We start from the raw sequence: 25,190 nt of genomic DNA, 5'->3' as shown, positions 1-25,190 counted from the left end.
TTCCACGACAGGCCCTATATCCCTCTCATGTTTGCTGATCTTCTTGCCCGCCTCACCGCCACCAACCCTGCCCCCGCAGCCGACGCCGACGCGCGTCTGGCCCTGGGCGCATTGCTGGTGCGCATCGCCCGCGCCGATGACGACTACTCCGCCGTGGAACGCGACCAGATCAAACAGGTGCTTCAGGCACGCTATGGTCTGGACGATGCCGCCGGCCTGCTGGCCGAATGCGAAACCCTTGAACAGCAGGCCCCCGACACGGTGCGCTTTACCCGCGCGATCAAGGACGCCGTCGCCTACGAGGACCGCCTTGGCGTGATCGAGGCGATGTGGCAGGTCGTGCTGGCCGACGGCAAACGTGACGAAGATGAAAACAGCCTGATGCGCATGGTCGCCCCGATGCTGGGTGTGGCCGATCAGGACAGCAACGCCGCCAGACGCCGCCTCGAACAACAGCGCTGACGGCACGCTGCGCGCGAAACGCAGCACCGCTTCTTGCAATCATGGCCCGGATGCGCCCTATATGGTCGCCATGAATACAGCGCCCCCACCCGTCATCCAGATTCGCAACCTGCACAAATCCTACGGCTCGCTCGAGGTTCTCAAGGGTGTGGACATCGCAGCCCCTGCCGGTCACGTCGTCTCGCTGATCGGATCATCCGGGTCCGGTAAGTCGACCTTGCTGCGCTGCGCCAACCTGCTCGAGGACAGCCAGCAGGGCGACATCCTGTTCAGCGGCGAACCGGTGAAATGGAAAGGCAGCGGACTGGCACGCCGCCCGGCCGATCACCAGCAGATGATCCGCATCCGCACGAATCTGTCGATGGTATTCCAGCAGTTCAATCTGTGGGCGCATATGACCATCCTGCAAAACGTGATGGAGGCACCGGTCACCGTCCTGAAACGCGACCGCGCCCAGGTCGAAGCCGCCGCACGCGGCTATCTGGACAAGGTGGGTATCGGCGACAAGGCCGACGCCTATCCGGCCCAGCTCTCGGGCGGGCAGCAGCAACGCGCCGCCATCGCCCGCGCGCTGTGCATGGAACCACGCGCGCTCCTGTTCGACGAACCCACCAGTGCGCTGGACCCTGAGCTGGAACAAGAAGTCGTCAAGGTGATCAAGGCCCTCGCCGAAGAAGGCCGCACCATGATCATCGTGACCCATGACATGCGCATGGCCCATGACGTCAGCGACCACGTCGTGTTCCTGCACCAGGGCCGGATCGAGGAACAGGGTGCCCCCGCTGACCTGTTCACCAATCCGCAGACGGACCGCCTGCGCGGTTTTCTCTCTGCGACAATGCCCGCCTGACGCAGCGCGCCTCTTGTCTTTGGGGGCAATATGCATACCGTAACCGCGTCACGCGACCGACAGAGTCGCCACCAACAGGAGTTATCAATGAAGTCACTGATCCTTGCCGCCGGCGCATTTGCCCTGTCCGGCACCATGGCCTTTGCCGCAGCCCACGCCGAAACCGTGCGTCTGGGTACCGAAGGCGCCTACCCTCCGTACAATTTTCTCAACGACGCCGGCGAAGTCGACGGGTTCGAGCGTGCGCTGGGCGACGAGCTGTGTGCCCGCGCCGAACTGACCTGCGAATGGGTCACAAACGATTGGGACAGCATCATCCCCAACCTGGTGTCCGGCAACTACGACGTCATCATCGCGGGCATGTCGATCACCGACGAACGTGACGAGGTCATCGACTTCTCCGACCCCTACACGCAGCCCGACCCTTCCGCATTCGTCGCAATGGCCGAGGGTGATCTGTCCTCCGGCGTGATCGCAGCCCAGTCCGGCACGATCCAGGCGTCCTATGTCGCGACTGAAATGCCGGGTGCCACCCTGCTTGAATTCGCAACCCCCGAGGAAACCGTCGCCGCCATGCGCAACGGCGAGGCCGACGCCGTGATCGCCGACAAGGCGTTCCTGGAACCCGTCGTCGCCGAAGGTGACGTCATGTTCGTGGGCGAGGATATCCTGATCGGTGGCGGCATCGGCCTTGGCATCCGCGAAAGCGACGGCGAGCTGAAGGCGAAATTCGACACCGCCATCCAGTCCATGAAGGACGACGGCACGCTGAATGCACTGATCGTCGAATGGCTGCCCGGTTCGGCGACGTTCTAAACCATCATCGCGCCCCGGCCCCGGTGTCGGGGCGCGACCCTTTCGCATCATCTTGCCCTAAATACTCATATCCCGCCGCCCGACAGGACCGCCATGTTCGCCTATTGCACCGACCCAGCCAGCCTTGACGGCCTTGCGTGGTTGTCGTGCTATCTGACCACGGGCAAGCACATGAACTTTTACTGGTCGTTCGGCACGGTCCTTCTGCTGCTGGCGATCACCGCGCCGACGGCCCTGCTGTTCGGCTATGCCGGGGCCAGTGCCGCGCGCAGCACCCTCGCCCCCCTGCGCTGGTTCGGCCAGATCTACATGGCAATCGTCCGTAGCGTGCCAGATATCGTGTTTTTCCTGTTTTTCGTGATCGCGCTGGATCAGGGCATCGAATACCTGCGCCATGTCACGCTGTGTCCCGACTGGGATCAGCCCGTGCGCCAGGGCAATGATTTCGTGGTCTGCACGGCGGCCAAGATGCCGCTGGGGAATGCACCGCAATGGATGCATGAAATCTACGGCGCGGGCCTTGCGGTGCTGACATTTGCGCTGGTCTTCGGGGCCTTTGCCGCCAACGTGCTGTTCGGTGCCATGCGTGCCGTGCCGCGCGCGCAGCTGGAAACGGCCGAGGCCTACGGCATGACCCGCAGGCAGGTCACCCGCCGCGTGCTGGTGCCGCAGATGTGGGTCTATGCCCTGCCGGGCCTGTCGAACCTGTGGATGGTGCTGATCAAGGCAACCCCGCTGCTGTTTTTGCTGGGGGTCGAGGATATCGTCTATTGGGCCCGCGAATTGGGGGGCACGAAATCGCCCCGCTTTACCGATTATCCGCATGGTGACTGGCGCGTGTATTACTTTGGCTTTCTGCTCTTGTTCTACCTGGCCTTTACCAAGGTGTCAGAGGTCGTGCTGTCACGTCTGATGGCCCGCCTGACGCTGGGACAGGCCACCGCCGGCGGCGAAGCACAGAGAAAAGCGGCATGAGCTGCGCACAGACCATCGCGGATTATGCATTCCGGTCGCTGGGCTATGGCGAACGGCTGTTGCCACGCAGCGATTTCACCCTGTGCCAGCAATTCACACTGATCGGGTCCGGCATGATCTGGAACGTCTATTTCGGCGTGCTGGCCCTGTTGGCCGGGTTCGCGCTGGCCACGGTGCTCGCATTGGGCAAGGCCTCGACCCGCGCGGTGCTGCGCAAACCGGCGGAATGGTTCGTCTTTGTCTTTCGCGGCTCGCCGTTGTTCATCCAGTTCTTTTTCGCCTATTTCCTGTTCCAGTCGCTGGCATCGGGATACCCGGTGCTGTCGGGCTTGACCTCGGCCTGGGCGGGGGCACTGGTGGTGCTGTTTTTCAACACCTCCGCCTATTCCGCCGAAATTTTCTACGGTGCTCTGCAATCCATCCCCAAGGGCGACACAGAGGCCGCCGATGCCTACGGCCTGTCGGGCTGGTCCCGGTTTCGGCGCGTGATCTGGCCCACGATGCTGCGGCTGGCCTGGCCTGCCTACACCAACGAGGCGATTTTTCTGTTCCACGCCACCACGCTGGTTTTCGTCAGTGGATTTCCCGCGATCCAGCAACGCGGGGATGCGCTGTATTACGCCAGCTATTTCGCGGACAAGACCTTCAACCCCTTTGTGCCCTATCCGATCCTGGCGGGCTATTTCATCGTGCTGACGCTGATCGTCATCACGCTGTTCAACGCCATCAACCGTCGTCTGAACAGACACCTGCCGTCGGATGCGCGCCGCCGTGTGAAATACCGGCCGCAACTGGTGCGATAACAGCGATTGCCGGGGTGCGGGACGCGGCGTAAAGCTATGTGAACACATATTGGAGCACCCGCCATGAGCTGGCTCGACAACCACCCCGAAGTCCGCAACGTGCGTTGCGGGGCGGCCGATCTGAATGGTCAGGCGCGCGGCAAACGCGTGCCGATCCGTTTCGCCAAGAAGCTGGAAGTCGAAGGCACGCGGTTCCCGCTGTCGGTGCTGAACCTCGACATCTGGGGCGAGGATGTCGAGGATTCGCCGCTGGTGTTCGAAACAGGGGATCCTGACGGCGTTTTGCTGCCGACCGAACGCGGCTACGTGCCGATGCCCTGGCTGAAAACGCCGTCCGCGCTGTTGCCCCTGTGGATGAGCTATGAGGACGGCACGCCGTTTCCGGGCGATCCACGTCATGCGCTGCGGGCGGTGCTGGACCGCTATACCGCGCGGGGGCTGACGCCGGTGGTTGCGACGGAAATGGAATTCTACCTGGTGGATGACAGTGGCGACGGTATCCGCCAGCCCAAATCGCCACGCTCGGGCAAGCGGCGACCGGGTGCAGAAATCCTGTCCTTGCGGGCGCTGGACGCCTTTGACAGCTTCTTCAACGATCTCTACGACGCCTGCGACGCGATGGACATTCCCGCCGAAGCCGCGATTTCCGAGGTCGGCATGGGCCAGTTCGAGGTCAATATCGAACATGTGCCCGATGCACTGATGGCTGCGGACAATGCCTGGCTGTTCAAGATGCTGGTGCGCGGTCTGGCCCGCAATCACGGCATGGCCGCCAGTTTCATGGCCCGCCCCTACGAAGAATATGCAGGAAACGGCCTGCATACCCATTTCAGCGTGATCGACCGTGACGGCAACAACCTGATGGCCAACGACACGTTCGAAGGCACGCGGATGCTGCACAATGCCATCGCGGGCTGTCTCTACGGCATCCCCGATCTGGCGCTGATCTTTGCCCCGCATGGCAACAGCTATGACCGGCTGGTGCCGGACAGCCATGCGCCCACCGGCGTCTGCTGGGCCTATGACAACCGCACAGCATCCATTCGTGTCCCCGGCGGCAGTCTCAAGGCGCGGCGGGTGGAACATCGCGTGGCGGGCGGTGACGTGAACCCCTATCTGTTTCTGGCCGCCGTGCTGGGATCTGCCTTGATCGGGATCGAGGACGACATGGACCCAGGTCCCCCCATTTCCGGCAACGCCTATGACCTGGACCTGCCGCAAATCCCCGACACCTGGGTTGCGGCCATCGACCGGTTCGACAATTCCCCCATCGCGCGGCGGATATTCTCGGATGTGCTGGTCGACAACCTGGTCATGACCAAACGCCAAGAGGCCCGGTATTTCGAGGAATTGACCGCCGAGGAACAGTTGGAACTGTATCTGGATACGGTTTGACGCGGCCTTATGGGGTGATATCCTTCACCCATCCCCAATAGGTGTTTTCTATGAAAATCGGTATTCTCCAAACCGGTCACGCCCCCGATGCGATGCGCCCAGAAACGGGCGACTATACTGACCTGTTCCAGCGCCTGCTGGGCGATCAGGGGTTCGATTTTGTCACCTATGACGTGGTGGATATGCAGTTTCCCCAGACGGTGCGCGACTGCGACGGCTGGCTGCTGACCGGATCGAAACACGGTGCCTACGAGGATCACCCCTTTATCCCCCCGCTCGAGGTTTTCATCCGCGATGTCTATGCCGCAGGCGTGCCGATGGTCGGTATCTGTTTCGGGCACCAGATCATCGCGCAGGCGCTGGGGGGCCGCGTCGAAAAATTCGCGGGTGGTTGGGCGGTTGGTCGCCAGACCTACGACTGGCAGGGGCGCACCGTCGCGCTGAATGCCTGGCATCAGGACCAGGTGACACGGCGGCCCGAGGGCGCGCAGGTGCTGGCCAGCAATGCATTTTGCGAAAACGCGGCGCTGGTCTATGACAACCGCATCATGACCGTGCAGGCGCATCCCGAATTCGAAACCGATTTCACCATGCGGCTGGCCGATGCGCGCGGCGAGGGCGTGGTGCCGGAGCCGCAATTGGCCGCGGCCCGTGCGGCGGCCAGTCAGCCCATCGACAACCACGCCATCGCCAACCAGATGGCCGATTTCCTGAAAGGGGCCACCGCATGAGCTGGATGGACCAGATCCCGGAGGCCGCGCGCCTCTACCTTGAAAGCAACCGGCTGGACGAGGTGGAATGCGTCATCGCGGACCTGCCCGGCATCGCCCGCGGCAAGGCGGTGCCCGCCACGAAATGGGAACGGCAACAGCATTTTCACCTGCCCAACAGCATCTTTTTCCAGACGATCACCGGCGAATGGGGCGAGGCGGCAGGCCCTGACGGTTTCCTTGAACCCGACATGATCCTGCGCCCCGACATGGGCACGGCGACAGCCGCCCCCTGGACCAAGGACGGGACGTTGCAGGTCATCCACGACGCCTATGACCAAAAGGGACGTCCCGTGCCCTGTGCCCCGCGCAACGTGCTGAAACGGGTCTGCGACCTCTATGCCGCAGAAGGCTGGACACCGGTGGTCGCGCCCGAGATGGAATTCTACCTGGTGGGGCGCAACATCGACCCGGCCAAGGCGATCGAGCCGATGATGGGCCGCACGGGCCGCCCCGCCGCCGGGCGGCAGGCCTATTCGATGACCGCCGTGGACGACTACGGCCCCGTGATCGACGACATCTACGAATACGCCGAGGTGCAGGGCATCGAGATCGACGGCATCACCCAAGAGGGCGGATCAGGGCAGCTGGAAATCAACCTGCGCCACGGCGACCCGGTCAAGCTGGCGGACGAGGTGTTTTTCTTCAAACGGCTGCTGCGCGAGGCCGCGCTGAAACACGATTGCTTTGCCACCTTTATGGCTAAACCGATCGAGGGCGAGCCGGGCAGCGCCATGCACGTCCACCATTCGGTGCTGGACGCCAAGGGGCGCAACATCTTTACCGGGCCCAAGGGCGGCGAGACGGATGAATTTTTCCACTTTATCGGCGGGTTGCAGGAACACCTGCCGTCGGTGATCGCGGTGATGGCACCTTATGTGAATTCCTACCGTCGCTACGTGCGGGACCACGCCGCACCGATCAATCTGGAATGGGGCCGTGACAACCGCACAACGGGTATCCGGGTGCCGATTTCACCGCCAGAGGCGCGGCGGGTTGAAAACCGGCTCGCGGGGATGGATTGCAACCCCTACCTGTGTATCGCGGCCTCTTTGGCCTGCGGCTATCTGGGGATGAAGCACGAAATCTGGCCGGACAAACGGTTTGCCGGGGATGCCTACAAGTCCGAGGATGAAATCCCGCAGGGCCTGTATGCGGCACTGGAATTGTTCGACAATGCACCGCAGGTGCAGGCCGTGCTGGGCGAGGAATTCGCCCGGGTCTATTCCATCGTGAAACACGCCGAATATTCGGAATTCCTGCAGGTCATCAGCCCGTGGGAACGCGAACACCTGCTGCTGAACGTATGAAACAGAACCTGCTGATGTTGCTGGGCATGGCGTTCTGCGTCTTTGCGCTGGGGATGGCACTGGCATCGACCTTTGGGCTGCTGCCGTGAACCCGCTGTATCGCAATGACCGGCCCGGTGTGTTTCCCGACAGCTGGTATGCCGCCAGCGCCGACATTCCGCCGCAACGTGCCGAACTGCGCGGCGAGGTGCGGGCCGATGTTGTCGTGGTGGGTGCGGGTTACACTGGTCTGACCGCGGCCCTGCGGCTGGCACAGGCGGGCCGCCGAGTCGTGGTGCTGGAGGCGCATCGCGCCGGTTTCGGCGCATCAGGGCGCAACGGTGGACAGGTCAGCAGCGGTTACAACTGGGGTCAAAAGGATCTGGCCGCCAAGCTGGGTGACGGCCCTGCCCGCGCGCTGTGGGATGCGTCGGAACAGGCCAAATCCGATCTGCGCGATGCGGTGGCGACCCATGCCCCCGATGCACGCTATACCCCCGGCGTGGCCTACGGCGTCTATTCCGATGGGGCGCGGGCCAAGGTCCACGCCGAGGCGGAATATCTGGACAAGACCTATGGCTACCGGACCGAACCGCTGGACCGGGACGCGTTCCAGGCCATCGTCCGGGCCAAACCCTATGCCGGCGGCGCGCTGGACATGGGGGCGGGCCACGTGCATCCGCTGCGCTATGTGCTGGGGCTTGCACGTGCGGCCGAGGCGGCCGGTGTCGTGATCCACGAGGGGTCGGAGGTGCATCATATCGCCCATGGCACACCGGCCAAGGTGCAGACCGGACGCGGTCACGTCATTGCGGATCATGTCGTGCTGGCGGGCAATGGCTATCTGCCGGGGATCGCCCCTGCCGTTGCAGCCAAGGTTATGCCGATCAATTCCTTTATCGGGGCGACGGCACCGCTGGGCGATCTGGCCGACCAGATCCTGACCCGCGATATCGCTGTCGCAGACGAGAAATTCGTCGTGAATTATTTCCGCCTGTCAGAGGACCGTCGCCTGCTGTTCGGTGGGCGCGAAAGCTATTCCATCGGGTTCCCGCGCGATATCCAGACCGCGTTGCGCGCGCGGATGCTGTCGCTGTTCCCGCAGCTGGGCGATGTGCCGCTGGACTATGTCTGGGGTGGCACGCTGGGCATCACGATGACACGCCTGCCCGCGCTGCAACGGGTCGCACCGAACGTGTTGTCGGGTGCGGGATTTTCCGGTCACGGTGTCGCGCTGTCAGGGTTTGCCGGGCGCGTGATGGCTGAGGCGATCATCGGCCAGACCGACCGTTTCGACGTAATGGCGCAACTGCCCGTGCCGTCGTTTCCGGGCGGTGCGGCCTTGCGTGCGCCGCTGCTGGCATTGGCGATGACCTGGTATTCCCTGCGCGACCGGTTGGGAATCTAGCCCATCGACCCTATGTTAAGCCCCTACCCAAAGGAGGTGACGACATGGCCGGTGGATGGACACGGGACGGCGCGGTCGGTGAACAGATCGAGGCGTCTATTCAGGACGAACTGGCGCGCCTGAAGGCGCGACAAGGCACGCGCGGCGAAAGCCTGACCCATTGCGCGGAATGCGAAGATCCGATTCCCGAACGGCGACGCGCGGCCATTCCGGGTGTCACCCTCTGCGTGTCCTGTCAGCAGGACCGCGACGGTCGCAACCGGATGCACAGCGGCGGGTTCAACCGACGCGGATCAAAGGACAGCCAGTTGAAATAGGCGTCACTTGCCCAGTTTTGACAGTTTTTCCTGCATCTCGGCCAGTTGCGCCTTGATCGTGTCAAGGTCGTCATTGGATGTGCTGGGTTTTTCGGCGGGCTTCTTGGCCTGCCCTGCCCCGGTCAGGCCACCGGACATCGCCTTGAAAAACGCCTCTTGCTGGGCACGCATGGCGTCGAAACCGGGCATGTTTGCCATCGGGTTCATGCTGGTCATGTTTTCCATGGCCTTGCTCTGTCCACTGCGCAACATCTCAAAGCTGGCGGCTAGGAAATCGGGCACGACTGATGCGGCCTGCGTGGTGTAGCCACGCACGAGATCGGTCAGCAGATCGACACCCAGAACGGGTTCACCATGGCTTTCGTGTTCGGCAATGATCTGAAGGAGGTATTGACGGGTCAGGTCATCACCGGTTTTCAGGTCAACGATCTGAACCTCGCGTCCATCCCGAATGAACGCGGCAATATCCTCGAGCGTGACGTAATCGCTGGTTTCAGTGTTGTACAAACGGCGGCTGGCGTAGCGTTTGATCAAAAGCGGTTTGTCGGTGGTGGCCACGGTCGAACCTCTTGGGTTTAGGGCAGTTCGACGATGCTATGCCGCATCTGCGAAAAAAGAAAGCACCTGCGGCATGGCCGAAACAAAAAGACGCGCCCCAGGAGGGACGCGTCCAATTGGTCGCGATGGTCACTGCTTATTTTGCAGCGGCGGTCGCTTTTTTCGTGGCTTTGGTCATCTCTTCGGATGCCTTTTTCGCAACGGCGGTCATGTCTTCGGACATGTCCTTGCCTGCGGCCATCATCAGTTCCAGCGTCTGGGTCTGCACCTTTTTCGCAATCTCTGCAAAGGCTGCCATGTGCTCGGCTGCGGATTCAGCGTTGGCGGATGCAAAGTCGGTCATCGACTTGGCGTAGTCGGCGGGCTCTGCCTTGGCTTTGGACAGGTCCTGCATTTTCTTCAGCGTGCTTTCAGCCCATTTGGCGGACAGCTGCGCGGATTCCTGTGCGGCAGACAGCGACACGGTCGACAGTTTCTCGGCCAGCGTGGTCTGCGACTTGTAGGCGTCTTCCATTGCCTTGGTGTCGACGGGAAATGCGCTCATCATGTCTTTGAACACGGCGGTGAAATCTTGAGTGTTAGCCATTGGTACGTCCTTTCGGTGTGGAGCCAGGGAGGTTTCCGTGGCATCTTTCTCTGCCACAAGACATACATGCTGCACTGCGGCATTTCAAGGTTTTTCTGCGTTGCAGCATGATAAAATGCCGCACATGCATAACCCCTTGTTCAGGATGGATTTCCTGCCCTTACGTCAACCTTGGCGGTCACATAAGTGCCCGGTGCCGGGCAGATCGGCGCGTATTTTTCCGAACCGGGGGTGCGGGCGGGCACCATGTCACCGGATTTCGGGTTGAGCCAGTCAAGCCAGAGATTCCACCAGCTGCCGTCGCGTTTTTCGGCACTGTCCAACCAATCCTCTGGGGACAGCGACAGGTCGGGGTTGCACCAATGGCCGTATTTGTTCTTGTGCGGTGGGTTCACGATCCCCGCGATGTGACCAGACCCGGACAGGATGAACGTCTTGTCGGTTGATCCCATTTTCTGCACGCCGCGATAGCTGCTTTTCCAAGCGGCGATATGGTCGGTTTCGCAGGCCACAGCACAGAGCGGCACGTCCACGTCGGAAATATGCGCCCTATGGCCGGCCACATCGAAACCATCGGTCGCGAACCGGTCGCCCTGGCACAGGCCGCGCAGGTATTCGGTCGCCATCGCACCCGGCAGGTTGGTGGAATCACCGTTCCAGTACAGCAGGTCAAAGGCGGGTGGCGCCTGGCCCATCATGTAGCTCTTGATCGCGGGACCATAGATCAGGTCGTTGGACCGCAGATAGGAAAACGTGCGCGACATGTAGTATGAATCGAGGATTCCACGGGCGGCGGCCTCTTTTTCGATGCCATCCACGAAATCATCCTCGAGGAACACGCCCACCTCGCCCCGGTCGGAAAAATCGGTGAGCGCGGTAAACAGCGTGGCACTGTTCACGTCATCGCGCCCGCGTTGTTTCAGGATCGAGAGCGTCAGCGACAGCGTCGTACCCGCGATACAATAGCCGATCGCATTGACCCGGGGCACCGAACAGATTTCCTGCACGGCCTGTATCGCCCGCAAGAACCCGTCGTTCACGTAATCCGCCATTTCGGTTTGCGCATAGGTGGCGTCGGGATTGACCCAGGACACGACAAAAACCGTGTGACCCTGATCGACCAGCCATTTGATGAAACTGTTTTCCGCCTTGAGGTCGAGGATATAGAATTTGTTGATCCAGGGAGGAAAGATCACGATGGGGGTTTCGAACACCTGATCCGTGCTGGGGGTGTACTGGATCAGTTCGAACATCGGATTGCGGAACACCACCTCGCCCGGCGTGGTGGCAAGGTTTTCACCCACTGAAAACGCGTCCTTGTCCGCCAGGGTCACGACCAGATCGCCGTCGTTCGCCTCGAGGTCGCGCACGAGGTTTTCCAGGCCGCGCACCAGGCTCTCGCCTTCGGTTTCGACGGCAAGCGACAGGGCCTCGGGGTTGGTGGCCAGAAAGTTGGTGGGCGAGAACAGATTGACGATCTGTTCGGAAAAAAAGCGCAGACGTTTCTTTTCCTGAGGATCAAGGTCGGTGATATCCTCGACCGCCTGCTGGATCGCCTGCGCGTTGTGCTGATACTGGCGTTTGACGAAATTGAAATAGGGATTGGTTTTCCACAGTGGGTGGCTGAACCGGCGGTCCTCCGGGCTATCGTCCTCGGGGGCCTGCAACATGCCTTCGGACAGTTTTTTCTGCGCCTCGACGAAATGGGTAACTGATTTGCTCCAGAAACTCATCTGGTGTTCGATCAGCTTGGCCGGGTCGTTGATCATTTCGGACCAGTAGGCACCCATCGCCTTGGCATAGAGTTCGGGGGTCGGTCCCTGCAGGGCCGGCGGCACCGCACGCCCCTTTTGCATCGCGGCCACCAACCGCTGGGTCAGCGCGTCCACATGCGACAGATTCTGTTGCAACTTGTCCAGGCTGCGATCCATCGTTTCGTCATCGCCAACATCTTTGGTTGTCATGACCGTGTTCCCGCCCTAGTTTGCAAGTGCAGCATTTCGTGCGCACTCAAGGAGTATCCACCATGAAGTATATGATGACCTACGACATGATGGAAAGCATGCGAAATACCAACCAGTGGATGGGTGCCACCGCGCGGGCTTTTGCCAGTTATCCGCTGATGGCCATGACCGCCAATCCTGCGATGGACTGGCTGCGCGCCTGGGGTGAGGTCACGGAACGCACGTTCGAACGGATGGTCGTCAAGCCGGACTGGAATATCCCCGCCCTGCCCAACACTGACGGTACCGATATGGTCGTCACCACCGAAGTGGTGATGAAACGCCCCTTTGGCGACCTGATCCGGTTTCGCGTGGGCAACCGTCCCGACCGCACGCGGCGCGTGCTGCTGGTCGCACCGATGTCCGGCCACTATGCCACGCTGGTGCGCAAGACCGTGGTCAGCCTGCTGCCCGATTGCGATGTTTTCGTCACCGACTGGCACAACGCACGCGACATTCCGGTCAGCGCCGGCAAATTCGATATCGAGGATTCGACGCTGTATCTTGTCGATTTCATGCGTGAGCTGGGGTCGGACATCCACGTGATCGCCGTCTGTCAGCCTGCGCCGCTGACACTGGCCGCTGTCGCCTACCTGGCCGAAGAGGACCCCAGCGCACAGCCCCGGTCCATGACCCTGATCGGCGGCCCGATCGACCCGGACGCCAATCCGACGGATGTGACCGACTTTGGCCATTCGGTCAGCATGGGACAGCTGGAGGAATTGATGATCCAGCGGGTCGGGTTCAAATACAAGGGCGTGGGCCGGCGGGTCTATCCCGGTCTGTTGCAGCTGACGTCGTTCATTTCCATGAACAGCGAATTGCACGGCAAGGCCTTTCGTGACCAGATCATCGCCACCGCCAAGGGCGAGGCGTCCGACCACGACAAACATAACGAATTCTACGACGAATACCTGGCCGTCATGGATATGCCTGCCGAATTTTACCTTTCGACGGTGGAACGCGTGTTCAAGAACCGCGACATCGCGCGCAATGATTTCACCGTCGCAGGCCGCAAGGTCGATATCGGCAAGATCACGACCGTCGCGGTCAAGATCGTCGAAGGTGAAAAGGACGACATCTCAGCGCCGGGCCAATGTCTGGCCGCGCTGGACCTGCTGACCGGCCTGCCCGACGACAAGAAATTCGCGCACCTCGAACCGGGTGCGGGGCATTACGGCATCTTTGCAGGTGGCAAGTGGCGCAAGAACATCCGCCCCTTGGTGCTGGAGTTCATCGACGCCAATGCGGGTTCGGCCCCGTCAAAGCCTGCAACAAAACCCAAGGCAGATCCGGCCAAGGTCGCCTGACAGCCGCGGCACCGCCAAACGGCAAATACCTGATCAGCGCAGCACGAGCGGCTGTTGCATCCAGTCGCGCAGCGCCTCTGTCACAGCCAGCGGGGCCTCAAGCGTCGGCAGGTGGCCCGCGCCCGCGATCACGCGATGCTGGGCGTAGGGGATCAGTTCAGCCATGAATTGCTGACGGCGCAGGGGATAGACCGTATCCTCGCCACCGCTCAGCACCAGTGTCGGCTGCCGCATCTTGCGCAGGGTTGGGGTCTGATCCGGGCGGCGCTGCATGGCGCGGGCCTGCATGACATAGGCCTCTGCCCCGACGTCGCGGGCCATGTCGCCCATCGCGTCCAGCGTATCCGACCGCGACGGTCCCTGCCCGATCGCGGTGGGCGGCAGTTCGTCATGCACCACATCGCAAAACCTGCCCGCGCGGGCCGCGACGATTCGCGGTTCACGCGCGGCGGCGACTTCCGGCAATTCCGACTGCGCGGTGGTATTGATGAGTGCCAGCCGCGTAACGCGCGCGGGCGCTTGCCGCACCACTTCGAGCGCGATGCAACCGCCCATCGACAAACCTGCCAGTGCAAATTTGGGCGGCGCCAGCGTCAGGATTTCACGCGCGATCTGTGCCATCGTGTCAGCCAGCCCGGTCGGCAAACAGATCACGGGGCTGGTCGCCGAAAACGCCATGATCTGATGCGCAAACGCCCGCGCGTCGCACAGCATGGGCGGAAGAAAGACAATCGGTTCGGGCATGTTCGGCCTGCTCTTTTCCCCTACCCTGTCGATCGGGGCACAGGCTGGCAAGCGCGGTCACCGATGAGAGGCGATATCGCGCACGCGCGGCCGGTAAAGCGTCCAAAGTGCAACAATTCCCAGCGCAAAGATCGCGGCAGGCACCAGTGTCAGCGCGATTTCCAGCGTGGCAAGCGCCTGCGGGGTCTGATCGACCACCCCGCTGTCAGAGGCGCGCCAGCCCGCGAATGACAGGATCAGGCCCAGCAGCAACGGGGCCAGCGCGTTGGCGACCTTTTGTCCGAACAGCCAGACGGCGCTGAACGCGCCTTCGATTGCGGTGCCGGATGTACGGCGGGTCACGTCCATCAGGTCAGGATACATGGCCCAGGGCACCTGTTGGTAGGCCCCGTTGGTCATGCCCGCCAGCAGGAACAGCCCGGCCAGCGGTCCCAGTGTCGGTGCAGGCAGAACCGCGCGGATGCCCAGCAGCACGGCGATATAGGCCAGCATCCCCAGCGCGAGCGCCGTGGTTTTGCCAAAGCGGCGCGAGGCCAGAACCCAGATCGGCTGTGAAATCACGGAACCCAGAATGAACATGGCAAACAGCGTCGAAAAGATGCCCAGCGCGCCCGCAAGGCCCGACAGCGCCCCCGTGCCGTCGTCGGTCACAAGGTACAGCGCCGACAGTTGCAGCCCTGCCGCGATCAGCGCCACCCCCAGCGTGAACACACCGTAAAGCAGCGTCAGAATGGCAAAGGGGCGGTTTTCCAGCACCAGCCGCAACACGCTGGCGAAGCCTTGGGTTGCGGGGGTCGGGATCGTCGGCGCGCGACGGGTGGCGAACAGCATGCCCCAGATGGTCAGCACGATCACGGGGGCCACCAGCAGGACGGCGCGGGCATAGCCTTCGCGCGTGTCACCGGCCAGTGCGGGCACCAGCGCGCCAGCGGTCAACAGGCCCAGAGACGCGAAGGTCATGCGAAATGCCATCATGGTAGACCGTTCGGTCGGGTCTTGGGTCATTTCACCGGCCATGGCACCATAGGGGATCGTGACAAAGGTGAACCCGATGGACGCGATGGCGAAAAACGCCGTGACCCACAGGGCGTTGGCCTGCCAGCCCATCCCCTGCGGCACGGCGAACATTGCGACGATCCCCGCCGCGAGGATCAACGCGCCCAGGGCAATCCAGGGCATCCGCCGCCCCCAGCGCGAGGTGCTGCGGTCGGACCAGTAGCCCACGATGGGATCGGTGATGACGTCGAACCCCAGCACCGCAAAGGTCACGACACCAGCCGCACCCGGTGGCACACCGAGAAAGGTCGTCAGATAGGTGAAAACCAGCAGCTGTTTGACCACGACAAAGACGTTCACGCCCATATCGGCCAGACCCCAGCCTGCCTTTTGTCCCATGCTCAACATGCTGCGCCCTCCCAAGCCCTGCGACACGCTAGGGCCAAAGAGACGTTTCGCCTAGCCGGACGTTGCGTTCAGCACGTCGGTGATCGCGGTGGTGATCAGGTCCAGACAGATCGGGTCGGAAAAACGGTGATCGGCGCCTTTGACCAACGTCAGGGTCATGTCGGGACCGGTCGCATGGTCCAGCAGGCGCAGGGCCACCGCTTGATCGACGTCGGCATCAGCGGTGCCTTGCAGGAACCGGGTCGGGAACGGCAGCGGCAGCGGGTCGCGCAACACGAGGTGGTTGCGGCCATCCTCGATCAGGCGGCGGGTGATGATGTAGGGATCGCCGTAGTCGCTGGGCAGCGCGATCTGGCCCTTGGTCGCCAGATCATCGCGCTGGGCGGGGGTGGCGTTGGCCCACATGGAATCTTCGGTAAAATCGGGGGCGGCGGCGATTGTGACCAGACCCGCGATCCGGTCGGGAATAGCGCGGGACAGCAACAGTGAAATCCAGCCCCCCATGGAGGAACCGACCAGAACCAGCGGCCCTTCGATCAGGCCCACGGCGGCCTGCGCGTCCGCAAACCAGTCACCGATTGCGCCATCGGTAAAGGCACCAGAGCTGTCGCCATGGCCGGAATAGTCGAACCGCAAAAAGGCGCGGTTTTGCGATTTGCACCAATCCTCGAGGTAGATCGCCTTGGTCCCGCCCATGTCGGATTTGAACCCTCCCAGAAACACGATCGTCGGACCCTGCCCCGCTGTCAGGTGATAGGCGATCTGGCGACCCTCGGGCGTGGTCAGGGTGTCATGCGTCATCTTGTACCTCGTTCAGGCCCAGCGACAGGGCACTTGCTATCCAACACATCACGGCGAACAGGGCGATGACAAGGGGCACCGACACCGAAGCGATACCAGCGAACGCCGCACCGGCGGCAAACAGAACGACGCCGACAACCGTGTTCGACAGGGCCGTATAGGGCGCGCGATCTGCCGCGTCGGCCATGTCGACCAGATGCGTGGACCGGCCCTGACGCACGCCGTTGTAGGCGATCATCAGGCCGAACAGCGCCACAGGGATGACACCCGGTGCGCCGATGCCGCCCAGCCAGCCCAGCAGGGCGACGACGGACAGCACACCCCCACCGGCAAGCCCTGCATAGAGCAGGACACGCCGCGAGGACCGGTCGGACAGCCGCCCCCAGACGTAGGATGACAAGAGCGAGGCCACAGCACTGGCCAGCACCAGCGCGCCCAGCTGGCCGAAGCCCGAGTCCGGGTTCAGCAGAACGAAGTACGGCGGGGCCAGCGCCGTGCCCACCAGCAGGCTGCGCACGACGATGAACCGCATCAGCTGCGGGTCGTCACGCAGCAGTCTGAACTGGTCCCAGCCGATGCTGCGCGCGGCATCGCCCGTGCTGGGCTGTTCGCGCAGGGTGGCGAAAATGGCAGCACCCCCGATCCAGAAACCGCCCGCCAGCAACAATGCAGCGATGACGATAGTATAGCGGTCGCCGATCCCGGTCAGCAGGATCAGGGCGAACACGATCACACCGACGCTGGCCGCCGTGCTGGCCGCCCCCGTGGCTGTGCCGCGCCGCGATTTGCCCACCGTCTTGCCCAGCACGTCCTTGTAACTGGCGGAACAGACCGACCGGGCCAGTGCCAGCACCGCCAGCAGGCCCACGATCACGGCACCCGCCGCATTGCCGTCCAGCGTCAGGGCGGCCACGGCGATCAGGATCGCGCAGATCCCCTGAACAAAGGCCCCCCCTGCCCAGAACCATTTTCGGATGGTCTGGCGGGTGATCACGGGCGTCGTGAACAGCTGTGGCAACAGTGCGCCGCTTTCACGGACAGGCACCAGCAGGCCGGTCCAGAACGCCCCTGCGCCCAGCGATGTCAAAAGCCACGACAGCACCAGTTTGGGGTCGATCAGACCGTCCGCGATCTTGGACCCCGACAGCGACAGCACGTGGCGCAGGAAACTGCCCGGCTCGGCCTCTGCCGCCGTGTCCGACAGCCCGCCTTGCGTGTCGGGATCATCCACGAGGTATTCGAACAGGTCGTCGGTCAGGTCCTGGGGCATGGCGTCCTCTGTCTTGGTTTGCGACAGACATAGTACGGCATCCCGCATTGACACCTTGTCCCGTGCAGGCCATTCATCCCACGACATATCCCGCAACCGGGCGCACCTGTAGGCGCCAAACAGACGAGGAGCCTGACATGGCCCAGATCACCCTGACACTTCCCGATGGCAATACACGAAGCTACCCCGCTGGCGTGACCGCAGGCGATGTGGCGGCCGATATTTCGACCAGCCTGCGCAAAAAGGCGATCAGCGCCACCGTGAACGGTCAACACTACGATCTGGCATGGCCGATCGATGCGGACGCGGATATCGCGATCAACACGATGAAAGACCGCGCACCCGCGCTGGAACTGGTGCGCCATGACCTTGCGCACATCATGGCGCGTGCGGTGCAGGAGATCTGGCCCGACACGCAGGTCACCATCGGGCCGGTGATCAAGGACGGCTGGTATTACGATTTCGACCGGGCCGAGCCGTTCACACCAGAGGATCTGGCGACGATCGAGGCCAAGATGAAACAGATCATCAACGCCCGTGACGAGGTCCGCACAGAGGTCTGGGACCGCGACCGCGCGATTCAGCATTACCGCGACAAGGGCGAGCCCTATAAGGTCGAGCTGATCGAGAGCATCCCCGGCGACGAGCCGCTGCGCATGTATTGGCACGGCGACTGGCAGGACCTGTGCCGTGGTCCGCACCTGCAGAATACCGGCCAGGTGCCGGGCGATTCTTGGCGTCTGATGTCCATTGCAGGGGCCTATTGGCGCGGCGACAGCGACCGCGCGATGCTGCAACGCATCTACGGCGTGGCCTTTACCAACAAAGAGGACCTCAAGGCGCATCTGACGATGCTGGAGGAAGCCGCCAAGCGTGACCACCGCCGTCTGGGCCGCGAGATGGACCTCTATCACATGCAGGAAGAGGCCCCCGGTCAGGTGTTCTGGCACCCCAACGGCTGGACGATCTATACCGAATTGCAGGATTACATGCGCCGCAAGCAGCGCGCCGACGATTATGTCGAGGTGAACACGCCGCAGGTGGTGAACCGCGTGCTGTGGGAAAAATCCGGCCACTGGGACAATTATCAGGACCACATGTTCATCGTCGAAGTGGACGAGGAGCACGCCCGCGAAAAGACGGTCAACGCGCTGAAGCCGATGAACTGCCCCTGCCACGTTCAGGTGTTCAACCAGGGTCTGAAATCCTATCGCGACCTGCCGCTGCGCATGGCGGAATTCGGCTCTTGCAACCGCTACGAGCCATCGGGCGCGCTGCACGGGATCATGCGTGTGCGCGGTTTCACGCAGGACGACGGGCATATTTTCTGCACCAACGACCAGATCGTGGCCGAGACGGAGAAATTCATCAAACTGCTGGCCTCGGTCTATGCCGATCTGGGGTTCGAGAACTGGACGATCAAGCTGTCCACCCGCCCCGAAAAGCGGATCGGGAGCGACGAAAGCTGGGACGCGGTGGAAAAGGCGCTGGGCGATGCCTGTCAGGCCGCGGGCTATGATTTCGAGCTGCTGCCGGGCGAAGGCGCGTTCTACGGCCCCAAGCTGGAATTCACGCTGACCGATGCCATCGGGCGTGAATGGCAGTGCGGCACCTTGCAGGTCGATCCCAACCTGCCCGAACGGCTGGATGCGAACTACATCGCGCAGGACGGTGACAAACATCGCCCCGTGATGCTGCACCGCGCCGTGCTGGGATCGTTCGAGCGTTTCATCGGTATCCTGATCGAGAGCCACGCAGGCAAGCTGCCGTTCTGGCTGGCCCCGCGTCAGGTGGTCGTGGCGACCATCGTGTCGGACGCCGACGACTATGCTACCGAGATCGTGGCTGCCCTGCGCAAGGCGGGTGTGCGCGCCGAGGCCGATACGCGCAACGAAAAGATCAACTACAAGGTCCGCGAACATTCCGTCGGCAAGGTGCCCGTCATCCTCGCGCTGGGCGCACGCGAAGTCGAGGAACGCACCGTCACCGTGCGCAGGCTGGGCGAAAAGCAGACGCAGGTCATGGATCTGCACGCGATCCTTGCGTCACTGAAGGACGACGCAACGCCGCCCGATCTGCGCTGAACACTGGCCAAGGGGGGCCGAATTTTCGCGAAAATTCGGTGGGGGCGCTGCCCCCAGACCCCCGGGATATTTTGAAAACAGCGAATGATGACGTTCAGGTCGTGATGATCAGCGCGGCAAGGCTAATCATAGGGCGCGAAATGCCCGTGTCTTGCGGGTCGTGATCCGGTGCTTGCGCACCTCACTTGCGCCCGACAGCGCGGCCGGCACCGTCAGGCATCGGCAATCCCGCGTGGGCCGCAGCGATGCGCGCCAGCGGTATGGCGACGGCCTCGCCCGGTGCGCAAGCCGACCGGGTCGTCAGGCTGACGTGGATCAACATGTGTTCCCCCGTTGCCAGCAACCTGTCCCCTGCCCACATGCGGTGAAAGAGGTGCATCTTTTTCCCCTGCCCTGAGAGCACCTGCGTGTCGATGCGGATACAGGTTCCCTCAACCACCTCGCCCAGGTGACGAATATGGGTTTCGGCGGTGAAAAAGCTGTGACCAGCCGCGACGTAACCGGGGGTGCATCCCACGAGGATCATCATGCGGTCCGTGGCCTCGCCAAAGGCATGCAGGTAACGCGCCTCGGTCATGTGGCCGTTGTAGTCGGTCCAGTCCAACGGAACAGCGCGGGCATAGGTGGTCACGGGCCGGGCCAGATCATCCACGTTTGCGATGGTGCGCGGCACCCTGTCCCGTGCCAGGTCCAGCGCGGTCAGGACGCCCCCGACACCGTGGTTGCAGGTCTTTAACCCGCGCAAGAGCGTTACCAACAGCCTGTCCCGGGCGTCGCCCTCCGGCATATTGTCCGCGACCATGCAAAGCGCCCGCTGGGTTTCAATCAGCGCCGTGTCGGGCGACGCAACTTGATCGACCGGCGCCATACCCAGTGATCCGAGCGTCTCGATTGCATCGGCAACCACCGATGCGGGATTGGCCGGGCTCTGTGTCACGGCGACCAAAGGCATGAGGTAAATGGGCGCGCAACCCACCGCGCCGATGACCTGGCCGGGCGCGGCTGTCGCGGATTGCAACGCCGCAATGTCATGATCCGCGCTGGCGATTGCGATGATGGCGGTTGGTGGGCATCGGACTGCGATCCGGGCAATCAGGTCCCGGGCGGCCGGCAGGTCACTTGGCGGGCACACCGTCACCCAGTCGGCCCCGGCCACGGTCGCGGCAAGGTCCTGCTGCGGGCTGCGATGCCCCGGACGGGGCTGTTCAACGTCACTCAGGCTGGACAGCGCGCGGCCGGCGCGCGCAAGCAGATCGCCCCATTGCGCAGAGGTCGGGCCCTCCTCGGCGAGTACCGCCACGTCCCATCCCATCAACTGGATACGCGCAGCCCAGCCAGACGCAGCGGATCCGGATCCGATGGTCGCAGCACGCGGCACGCTAGTTCGCCGTCGCCAGATCCTGCATTTCACGCACGGCGTTCATGTCGGTCTCGGCTGTCGGATCATCGATCACGGTGCGCGGAACGGGATTGCGTTTCACCGATGGGTCGCAGGCCGTCATCGGGCTGTTTGCATCGCGGATGATCAGCCCGCCAGCGGCGCGGCATTGTTCAAACGACATGGACGACCCGATGACCAAAAACTCGCGAAAGGCCGGTTCAGACCCGCCGGGCGCGCTGGTCATGGTGCCGGCCTCGCAACCGGCCAAGAGGACAATCGCCCCCAAAACTGTCGAACGCTGTATCATTGCGGCACCTCCATCAATCGGTTCAGGTCATAGCCGTTGAAGTCGAGGACCTCTTTTGCGGCAGTCAGACGGTCTGCGGGGATATCGGGTGTGCGGTTCAGGATCCAGCCCGACCGACCGTCGGGCGCACCCACCACGGCCGTGCGATACCCCTCGTCGACCCATAACACCCAGTAATCGGCCCGTACAAACGGGACGTTGTCGAAACTGACCTTTAGCCTGCCCGGCCCCACGATATCGGCCCGGCCCTGGATCGTGGACCTGACGGTGCCATCGGCATTGCGACAGGTGTTCAGGACCGACAGGCTTCCGTCAGGCAAGGCCGCGTAATCCGCCGTAACACCCGTACAGCCCGCCTCGAACGGAACCGGATAGCGGGCAACCTCGTACCAGCGCCCAACGTATCGGTCGGGCTGGAACAGCGCGGCAGAGGCAATCGGCTGGTCGCGGTCGCGATATACCTCGAACAATCCGCCGACCTGTTCGTCAGGGAGGGGCTTTGCGCAAGCTGCCAGCAGCAGCAGGATCGACAGGCGTTTCATGACGGTTCCCCTTTTGCGCGACCTTGCCGCAGCACCGGCGACCGGGGCAAGCGTCCAGACTTCTTCTGGTCAAAAATATCCGCCCCGCCGGCGAGGCGACCCGCAGTATCAAACCACGCGCAGCCCCGATATGGCGCGGCAAGAATGCAGTCCGCGGGGCCACGGCCCCGCGGTCCGTTCAATATGGCATCGGGTGCGCGCGGTGTGCTGCGTCGATGTCGTCCAGCACCTCTTGCCCCAACACCACATCGCGCCCTGCCAGGATCTGCGCCAGTTGGTCCGCTGTCGTCGCGCCAAAGATCGCCGACACCGGGAACGGACGGCTGAATTGCCAGGCCATCGCCAGATGCACCGGATCGATGCCGTGTTTGGCAGCAATATCCAGATAGGCCTGCGTGGTGGGTAGAACCCGGTCGGTCAGACGGCCCCCCATGTCGGTGTTCAGCGACATGCGGCTGCCGTCCGGCACCTGCCCGTCCTGATATTTGCCGGTCAGGAACCCGGCAGCCAGTGGCGAGAATGACAGCAGGGTCACGTCCTCGTTCACCATGGTTTCGGACAGGTCCGTGTCCATGTGCCGACACAGCAGCGAATATTCGTTCTGAATGGTGGCCATGCGCGGCAGGCCATGTTCCTCGGCCACATCGCACCATTTCGTGGTGCCCCATGCGGTCTCATTCGACAGGCCGACGGCGCGGATCTTGCCTGCCTTGATCGCCGTATCCAGCGCACCGAGAACCTCGTGCATGTGGTCCAGCGTCTGCGCCCGGTTCTGGCCGGACGGATCATAGGACCAATTGCTGCGAAATGCCCAGGTGCCGCGCACCGGCCAGTGCAGCTGGTACAGGTCGATGACATCGGTTTTCAGGCGCGTCAGGGATTCGTCGATGGCCTGTCCGATGTTCGCCCCGGAAAACCCTGCCCCATCGCGTTTGAAACCGGGGTTTGGCCCTGTCACCTTGGTTGCCAGCACCCACTCATCGCGGCGCCCCGTGCGGGCAAACCATTCACCAAGGTATTCCTCGGACCGGCCTGCAGTTTCCTTGGCCACGGGGTTCACGGGATACATTTCCGCACAGTCGATGAAATTCAGTCCCGCATCCAGCGCCATGTCCATCTGGCGGTGCGCGTCGTCCATCGGGGTCTGGTTGCCGAATGTCATCGTGCCGAGGCACCAGTCAGTCACCGAAATATCCGTGCGGCCTAGGGTCAGCGTTTTCATCTGTGTCATCCTGTGTTGATCTGGCGCGCACAGTAGCCAGCCGCGACCGAACCGCAAGAGACCCGGACACGCAGCTTTCGCTGACCACTGGCCTTGCGCGCGTCCGCCCGCTAGATAGCGGGTCACACCACGACAGGATACACCATGGCCCGCCACCTCATCACCTCTGCCATTCCCTATATCAACGGGATCAAGCATCTGGGGAACCTTGTCGGATCGCAGCTGCCTGCGGACCTCTATGCCCGCTACCTGCGTGCGCGTGGGCACGAGGTGCTGTTTCTGTGCGCCACCGATGAACACGGCACACCGGCGGAGCTGGCGGCGGCCAAGGCCGGCAAGCCTGTGGCTGACTATTGCGCGGAAATGCATGATGTGCAGGCGCGGATCGCGGATGGATTTGCCCTGTCGTTCGATCATTTCGGCCGGTCGTCCAGTGCGCAGAACCGTGCACTGACCCAAGCCTTTGCCGGGCGCCTCGCCGATCAGGGTCTGATCCGCGAAGTCACCGAGGAACAGGTCTATTCCGTCACCGACGGGCGGTTCCTGCCGGACCGCTATATCGAGGGGACCTGCCCCAATTGCGGGTTCGCGGATGCGCGCGGCGACCAATGCGACAATTGCACCAAACAGCTGGACCCCACGGATCTGATCAATCCGCGATCCACGATTTCGGGGGCGACCGACCTGGAGGTGCGCACGACCAAGCATCTGTACCTCGAACAATCCAAGCTGAAGGGCCAGCTGGCGGACTGGATCGCCAGCAAGGCAGACTGGCCCGTGCTGACGACATCCATTGCGAAAAAGTGGTTGAACGACGGCGATGGCCTGCAGGACCGTGGCATCACCCGTGATCTGGACTGGGGCATTCCGGTCAAGCGCGGGACCGAGGACTGGCCCGGCATGGAAGGCAAGGTGTTCTACGTCTGGTTCGACGCGCCCATCGAATACATCGCCTGCGCGCAGGAATGGGTGGACGCAGGCAAAGGGTCCGACTGGGAACGCTGGTGGCGCACCGACAAGGGTGCGGACGACGTGCGCTATACCCAGTTCATGGGCAAGGACAACGTGCCGTTCCATACGCTGTCGTTCCCCGCCACGATCATGGGGGCCGACGACAACTGGAAGCTGGTCGACTACATCAAATCGTTCAACTACCTCAACTATGACGGCGGCCAGTTCAGCACCTCGCGCGGGCGCGGTGTGTTCATGGACCAGGCGCTGGACATCCTGCCCGCCGATGTCTGGCGCTGGTGGCTGTTGTCCCATGCGCCTGAATCGTCAGACGCGGAATTCACCTGGGAGGCATTCCAGCAGGATGTGAACAAGGATCTGGCCGATGTGCTGGGCAATTTCGTCAGCCGCATCACCAAATTCTGCCGGTCCAAATTCGGCGAAACCGTCCCCGAGGGTGGCATAGCCGGCGACGCCGAGGCCGCATTGACGGCAGAGCTGGACAGCCGGCTGGCAGCCTACGCGCAGCACATGGACGCCATCGAGGTGCGCAAGGCCGCGGCAGAGCTGCGCGCGATCTGGGTCGCGGGTAATGAATACCTGCAATCGACAGCCCCCTGGACCACGTTCAAGACAGACCCCGAACAGGCGGCCTGTCAGGTCCGTCACGGCCTGAACCTGATCCGCCTATATGCCATCTTGTCGGCACCATTCATCCCCGACATGGCCCGCATCATGGCCGAGGCGATGAACGTCACCGATCTGGACTGGCCCGAGGATGCGGCAGCGGCGCTGACCGCCCTGCCCGCAGGCCATGCCTTTGTGGTGCCCGAGAATCTGTTCACCAAAATCACCGATGATCAACGCGCGGACTGGTCCGAACGCTTTGCCGGGATACGTGAGGGGTAACGATATTGGATAACACCGGCGCTGTGCTAGTGT

24 protein-coding genes are annotated in these 25,190 nt (G+C 62.7%); 13 read left to right on the top strand and 11 right to left on the bottom strand.

The window, feature by feature from the left end; all coding sequences use genetic code 11:
* The first annotated feature begins 27 nt into the window (after positions 1-27).
* The 10 genes from AN189_RS16170 to AN189_RS16125 all read left to right on the top strand — a co-directional run bounded on the left by AN189_RS16170 (position 28) and on the right by AN189_RS16125 (position 9,085).
* A complete protein-coding gene (locus AN189_RS16170; RefSeq protein ID WP_056038292.1) occupies positions 28-462 on the top strand; it encodes a TerB family tellurite resistance protein in 435 nt (144 codons plus the stop codon).
* A gap of 70 nt (positions 463-532) precedes the next feature.
* Entirely contained in the window at positions 533-1,312 is a 780-nt protein-coding gene (locus AN189_RS16165) for an ABC transporter ATP-binding protein (RefSeq protein WP_056038428.1), read from the top strand.
* Between the two features lie 87 nt (positions 1,313-1,399).
* Positions 1,400-2,128, top strand: coding sequence for a transporter substrate-binding domain-containing protein (locus AN189_RS16160; protein ID WP_056038290.1), 729 nt, complete (start codon positions 1,400-1,402; stop codon positions 2,126-2,128).
* Between the two features lie 93 nt (positions 2,129-2,221).
* Positions 2,222-3,103 carry an ABC transporter permease gene (locus AN189_RS16155; RefSeq protein ID WP_056038288.1) on the top strand — a complete coding sequence of 294 codons (882 nt, stop codon included), beginning with the start codon at positions 2,222-2,224 and terminating at the stop codon, positions 3,101-3,103.
* Complete coding sequence (locus tag AN189_RS16150) at positions 3,100-3,906, top strand: ABC transporter permease (protein ID WP_056038285.1); 807 nt, start codon at positions 3,100-3,102, stop codon at positions 3,904-3,906. Before AN189_RS16155 ends, AN189_RS16150 begins: the two co-directional genes overlap by 4 nt.
* A gap of 63 nt (positions 3,907-3,969) precedes the next feature.
* Positions 3,970-5,301, top strand: a complete 1,332-nt coding sequence (locus AN189_RS16145; protein WP_056038282.1) for a glutamine synthetase family protein — start codon at positions 3,970-3,972, stop codon at positions 5,299-5,301.
* Positions 5,302-5,351: 50 nt separating this feature from the next.
* A complete protein-coding gene (locus AN189_RS16140) occupies positions 5,352-6,032 on the top strand; it encodes a type 1 glutamine amidotransferase (RefSeq protein ID WP_056038279.1) in 681 nt (226 codons plus the stop codon).
* Positions 6,029-7,381, top strand: coding sequence for a glutamine synthetase family protein (locus AN189_RS16135; protein ID WP_056038276.1), 1,353 nt, complete (start codon positions 6,029-6,031; stop codon positions 7,379-7,381). Before AN189_RS16140 ends, AN189_RS16135 begins: the two co-directional genes overlap by 4 nt.
* Before the next feature lie 85 nt (positions 7,382-7,466).
* Positions 7,467-8,768: an FAD-binding oxidoreductase gene (locus AN189_RS16130; RefSeq protein WP_056038274.1), complete on the top strand. Its 1,302-nt coding sequence runs from the start codon at positions 7,467-7,469 to the stop codon at positions 8,766-8,768.
* Between the two features lie 44 nt (positions 8,769-8,812).
* Positions 8,813-9,085, top strand: coding sequence for a DksA/TraR family C4-type zinc finger protein (locus AN189_RS16125; protein ID WP_056038272.1), 273 nt, complete (start codon positions 8,813-8,815; stop codon positions 9,083-9,085).
* 3 nt (positions 9,086-9,088) lie between these two features.
* Here AN189_RS16125 and phaR read toward each other — a convergent pair whose 3' ends face one another.
* The 3 genes from phaR to AN189_RS16110 all read right to left on the bottom strand — a co-directional run bounded on the left by phaR (position 9,089) and on the right by AN189_RS16110 (position 12,193).
* Positions 9,089-9,643: a polyhydroxyalkanoate synthesis repressor PhaR gene (gene phaR, locus AN189_RS16120; protein ID WP_056038268.1), complete on the bottom strand. Its 555-nt coding sequence runs from the start codon at positions 9,641-9,643 to the stop codon at positions 9,089-9,091.
* A 136-nt stretch (positions 9,644-9,779) separates the two neighbouring features.
* Positions 9,780-10,229, bottom strand: coding sequence for a hypothetical protein (locus tag AN189_RS16115; RefSeq protein WP_056038265.1), 450 nt, complete (start codon positions 10,227-10,229; stop codon positions 9,780-9,782).
* Between the two features lie 140 nt (positions 10,230-10,369).
* On the bottom strand, positions 10,370-12,193 hold the full coding sequence (locus AN189_RS16110; RefSeq protein ID WP_056038262.1) for an alpha/beta hydrolase: 1,824 nt from the start codon (positions 12,191-12,193) through the stop codon (positions 10,370-10,372).
* A 62-nt stretch (positions 12,194-12,255) separates the two neighbouring features.
* Between AN189_RS16110 and phaZ the strand changes: the two genes are divergently transcribed.
* Complete coding sequence (gene phaZ, locus AN189_RS16105; RefSeq protein WP_056038259.1) at positions 12,256-13,542, top strand: polyhydroxyalkanoate depolymerase; 1,287 nt, start codon at positions 12,256-12,258, stop codon at positions 13,540-13,542.
* Positions 13,543-13,575: 33 nt separating this feature from the next.
* Here the strand turns inward: phaZ and AN189_RS16100 are convergent, their stop codons facing one another.
* The 4 genes from AN189_RS16100 to AN189_RS16085 are packed head-to-tail and all read right to left on the bottom strand — an operon-like array spanning position 13,576 to position 17,809.
* Positions 13,576-14,286, bottom strand: a complete 711-nt coding sequence (locus AN189_RS16100; protein WP_056038257.1) for an alpha/beta fold hydrolase — start codon at positions 14,284-14,286, stop codon at positions 13,576-13,578.
* Between the two features lie 57 nt (positions 14,287-14,343).
* Positions 14,344-15,690, bottom strand: a complete 1,347-nt coding sequence (locus AN189_RS16095) for an MFS transporter (protein WP_056038254.1) — start codon at positions 15,688-15,690, stop codon at positions 14,344-14,346.
* A gap of 51 nt (positions 15,691-15,741) precedes the next feature.
* Complete coding sequence (locus tag AN189_RS16090) at positions 15,742-16,491, bottom strand: alpha/beta fold hydrolase (protein ID WP_056038251.1); 750 nt, start codon at positions 16,489-16,491, stop codon at positions 15,742-15,744.
* Entirely contained in the window at positions 16,481-17,809 is a 1,329-nt protein-coding gene (locus AN189_RS16085; RefSeq protein ID WP_253279657.1) for an MFS transporter, read from the bottom strand. Before AN189_RS16085 ends, AN189_RS16090 begins: the two co-directional genes overlap by 11 nt.
* Positions 17,810-17,898: 89 nt before the next feature.
* Between AN189_RS16085 and thrS the strand changes: the two genes are divergently transcribed.
* On the top strand, positions 17,899-19,845 hold the full coding sequence (thrS, locus tag AN189_RS16080; protein ID WP_056038248.1) for a threonine--tRNA ligase: 1,947 nt from the start codon (positions 17,899-17,901) through the stop codon (positions 19,843-19,845).
* A 181-nt stretch (positions 19,846-20,026) separates the two neighbouring features.
* On the opposite strand, the gene AN189_RS16075 is transcribed toward thrS, so the two are convergent.
* From AN189_RS16075 to AN189_RS16060, 4 genes are all read right to left on the bottom strand, one after another.
* On the bottom strand, positions 20,027-21,223 hold the full coding sequence (locus AN189_RS16075; protein WP_056038245.1) for a thioesterase family protein: 1,197 nt from the start codon (positions 21,221-21,223) through the stop codon (positions 20,027-20,029).
* 1 nt (position 21,224) lies between these two features.
* Positions 21,225-21,533, bottom strand: coding sequence for a hypothetical protein (locus AN189_RS16070; protein WP_172794930.1), 309 nt, complete (start codon positions 21,531-21,533; stop codon positions 21,225-21,227).
* On the bottom strand, positions 21,530-22,075 hold the full coding sequence (locus tag AN189_RS16065) for a lipocalin family protein (RefSeq protein WP_056038238.1): 546 nt from the start codon (positions 22,073-22,075) through the stop codon (positions 21,530-21,532). Before AN189_RS16065 ends, AN189_RS16070 begins: the two co-directional genes overlap by 4 nt.
* 178 nt (positions 22,076-22,253) lie before the next feature.
* Entirely contained in the window at positions 22,254-23,297 is a 1,044-nt protein-coding gene (locus AN189_RS16060) for an aldo/keto reductase (protein WP_056038236.1), read from the bottom strand.
* A gap of 144 nt (positions 23,298-23,441) precedes the next feature.
* On the opposite strand from AN189_RS16060, the gene metG reads away from it, so the two are divergent.
* Positions 23,442-25,157, top strand: a complete 1,716-nt coding sequence (gene metG / locus AN189_RS16055) for a methionine--tRNA ligase (protein ID WP_056038234.1) — start codon at positions 23,442-23,444, stop codon at positions 25,155-25,157.
* Positions 25,158-25,190: the final 33 nt, after the last annotated feature.

The sequence above is a fragment of the Loktanella sp. 3ANDIMAR09 genome, assembly GCF_001420005.1.
Classification (GTDB): Bacteria; Pseudomonadota; Alphaproteobacteria; order Rhodobacterales; family Rhodobacteraceae; genus Loktanella.
This window is presented reverse-complemented; position numbering and strand designations above follow the sequence as displayed.

What these genes read in the sequence shown, in the direction of transcription:
- AN189_RS16170 (WP_056038292.1), top strand. Translation starts at nt 28, where the DNA reads ATGTTTGCTGATCTTCTTGCCCGCCTCACCGCCACCAACCCTGCCCCC.
- AN189_RS16165 (WP_056038428.1), top strand. Translation starts at nt 533, where the DNA reads ATGAATACAGCGCCCCCACCCGTCATCCAGATTCGCAACCTGCACAAA.
- AN189_RS16160 (WP_056038290.1), top strand. Translation starts at nt 1,400, where the DNA reads ATGAAGTCACTGATCCTTGCCGCCGGCGCATTTGCCCTGTCCGGCACC.
- AN189_RS16155 (WP_056038288.1), top strand. Translation starts at nt 2,222, where the DNA reads ATGTTCGCCTATTGCACCGACCCAGCCAGCCTTGACGGCCTTGCGTGG.
- AN189_RS16150 (WP_056038285.1), top strand. Translation starts at nt 3,100, where the DNA reads ATGAGCTGCGCACAGACCATCGCGGATTATGCATTCCGGTCGCTGGGC.
- AN189_RS16145 (WP_056038282.1), top strand. Translation starts at nt 3,970, where the DNA reads ATGAGCTGGCTCGACAACCACCCCGAAGTCCGCAACGTGCGTTGCGGG.
- AN189_RS16140 (WP_056038279.1), top strand. Translation starts at nt 5,352, where the DNA reads ATGAAAATCGGTATTCTCCAAACCGGTCACGCCCCCGATGCGATGCGC.
- AN189_RS16135 (WP_056038276.1), top strand. Translation starts at nt 6,029, where the DNA reads ATGAGCTGGATGGACCAGATCCCGGAGGCCGCGCGCCTCTACCTTGAA.
- AN189_RS16125 (WP_056038272.1), top strand. Translation starts at nt 8,813, where the DNA reads ATGGCCGGTGGATGGACACGGGACGGCGCGGTCGGTGAACAGATCGAG.
- AN189_RS16115 (WP_056038265.1), bottom strand. Translation starts at nt 10,229, where the DNA reads ATGGCTAACACTCAAGATTTCACCGCCGTGTTCAAAGACATGATGAGC.
- AN189_RS16110 (WP_056038262.1), bottom strand. Translation starts at nt 12,193, where the DNA reads ATGACAACCAAAGATGTTGGCGATGACGAAACGATGGATCGCAGCCTG.
- phaZ (WP_056038259.1), top strand. Translation starts at nt 12,256, where the DNA reads ATGAAGTATATGATGACCTACGACATGATGGAAAGCATGCGAAATACC.
- AN189_RS16100 (WP_056038257.1), bottom strand. Translation starts at nt 14,286, where the DNA reads ATGCCCGAACCGATTGTCTTTCTTCCGCCCATGCTGTGCGACGCGCGG.
- AN189_RS16095 (WP_056038254.1), bottom strand. Translation starts at nt 15,690, where the DNA reads ATGTTGAGCATGGGACAAAAGGCAGGCTGGGGTCTGGCCGATATGGGC.
- AN189_RS16090 (WP_056038251.1), bottom strand. Translation starts at nt 16,491, where the DNA reads ATGACGCATGACACCCTGACCACGCCCGAGGGTCGCCAGATCGCCTAT.
- AN189_RS16085 (WP_253279657.1), bottom strand. Translation starts at nt 17,809, where the DNA reads ATGCGGGATGCCGTACTATGTCTGTCGCAAACCAAGACAGAGGACGCC.
- thrS (WP_056038248.1), top strand. Translation starts at nt 17,899, where the DNA reads ATGGCCCAGATCACCCTGACACTTCCCGATGGCAATACACGAAGCTAC.
- AN189_RS16070 (WP_172794930.1), bottom strand. Translation starts at nt 21,533, where the DNA reads ATGATACAGCGTTCGACAGTTTTGGGGGCGATTGTCCTCTTGGCCGGT.
- AN189_RS16065 (WP_056038238.1), bottom strand. Translation starts at nt 22,075, where the DNA reads ATGAAACGCCTGTCGATCCTGCTGCTGCTGGCAGCTTGCGCAAAGCCC.
- AN189_RS16060 (WP_056038236.1), bottom strand. Translation starts at nt 23,297, where the DNA reads ATGAAAACGCTGACCCTAGGCCGCACGGATATTTCGGTGACTGACTGG.
- metG (WP_056038234.1), top strand. Translation starts at nt 23,442, where the DNA reads ATGGCCCGCCACCTCATCACCTCTGCCATTCCCTATATCAACGGGATC.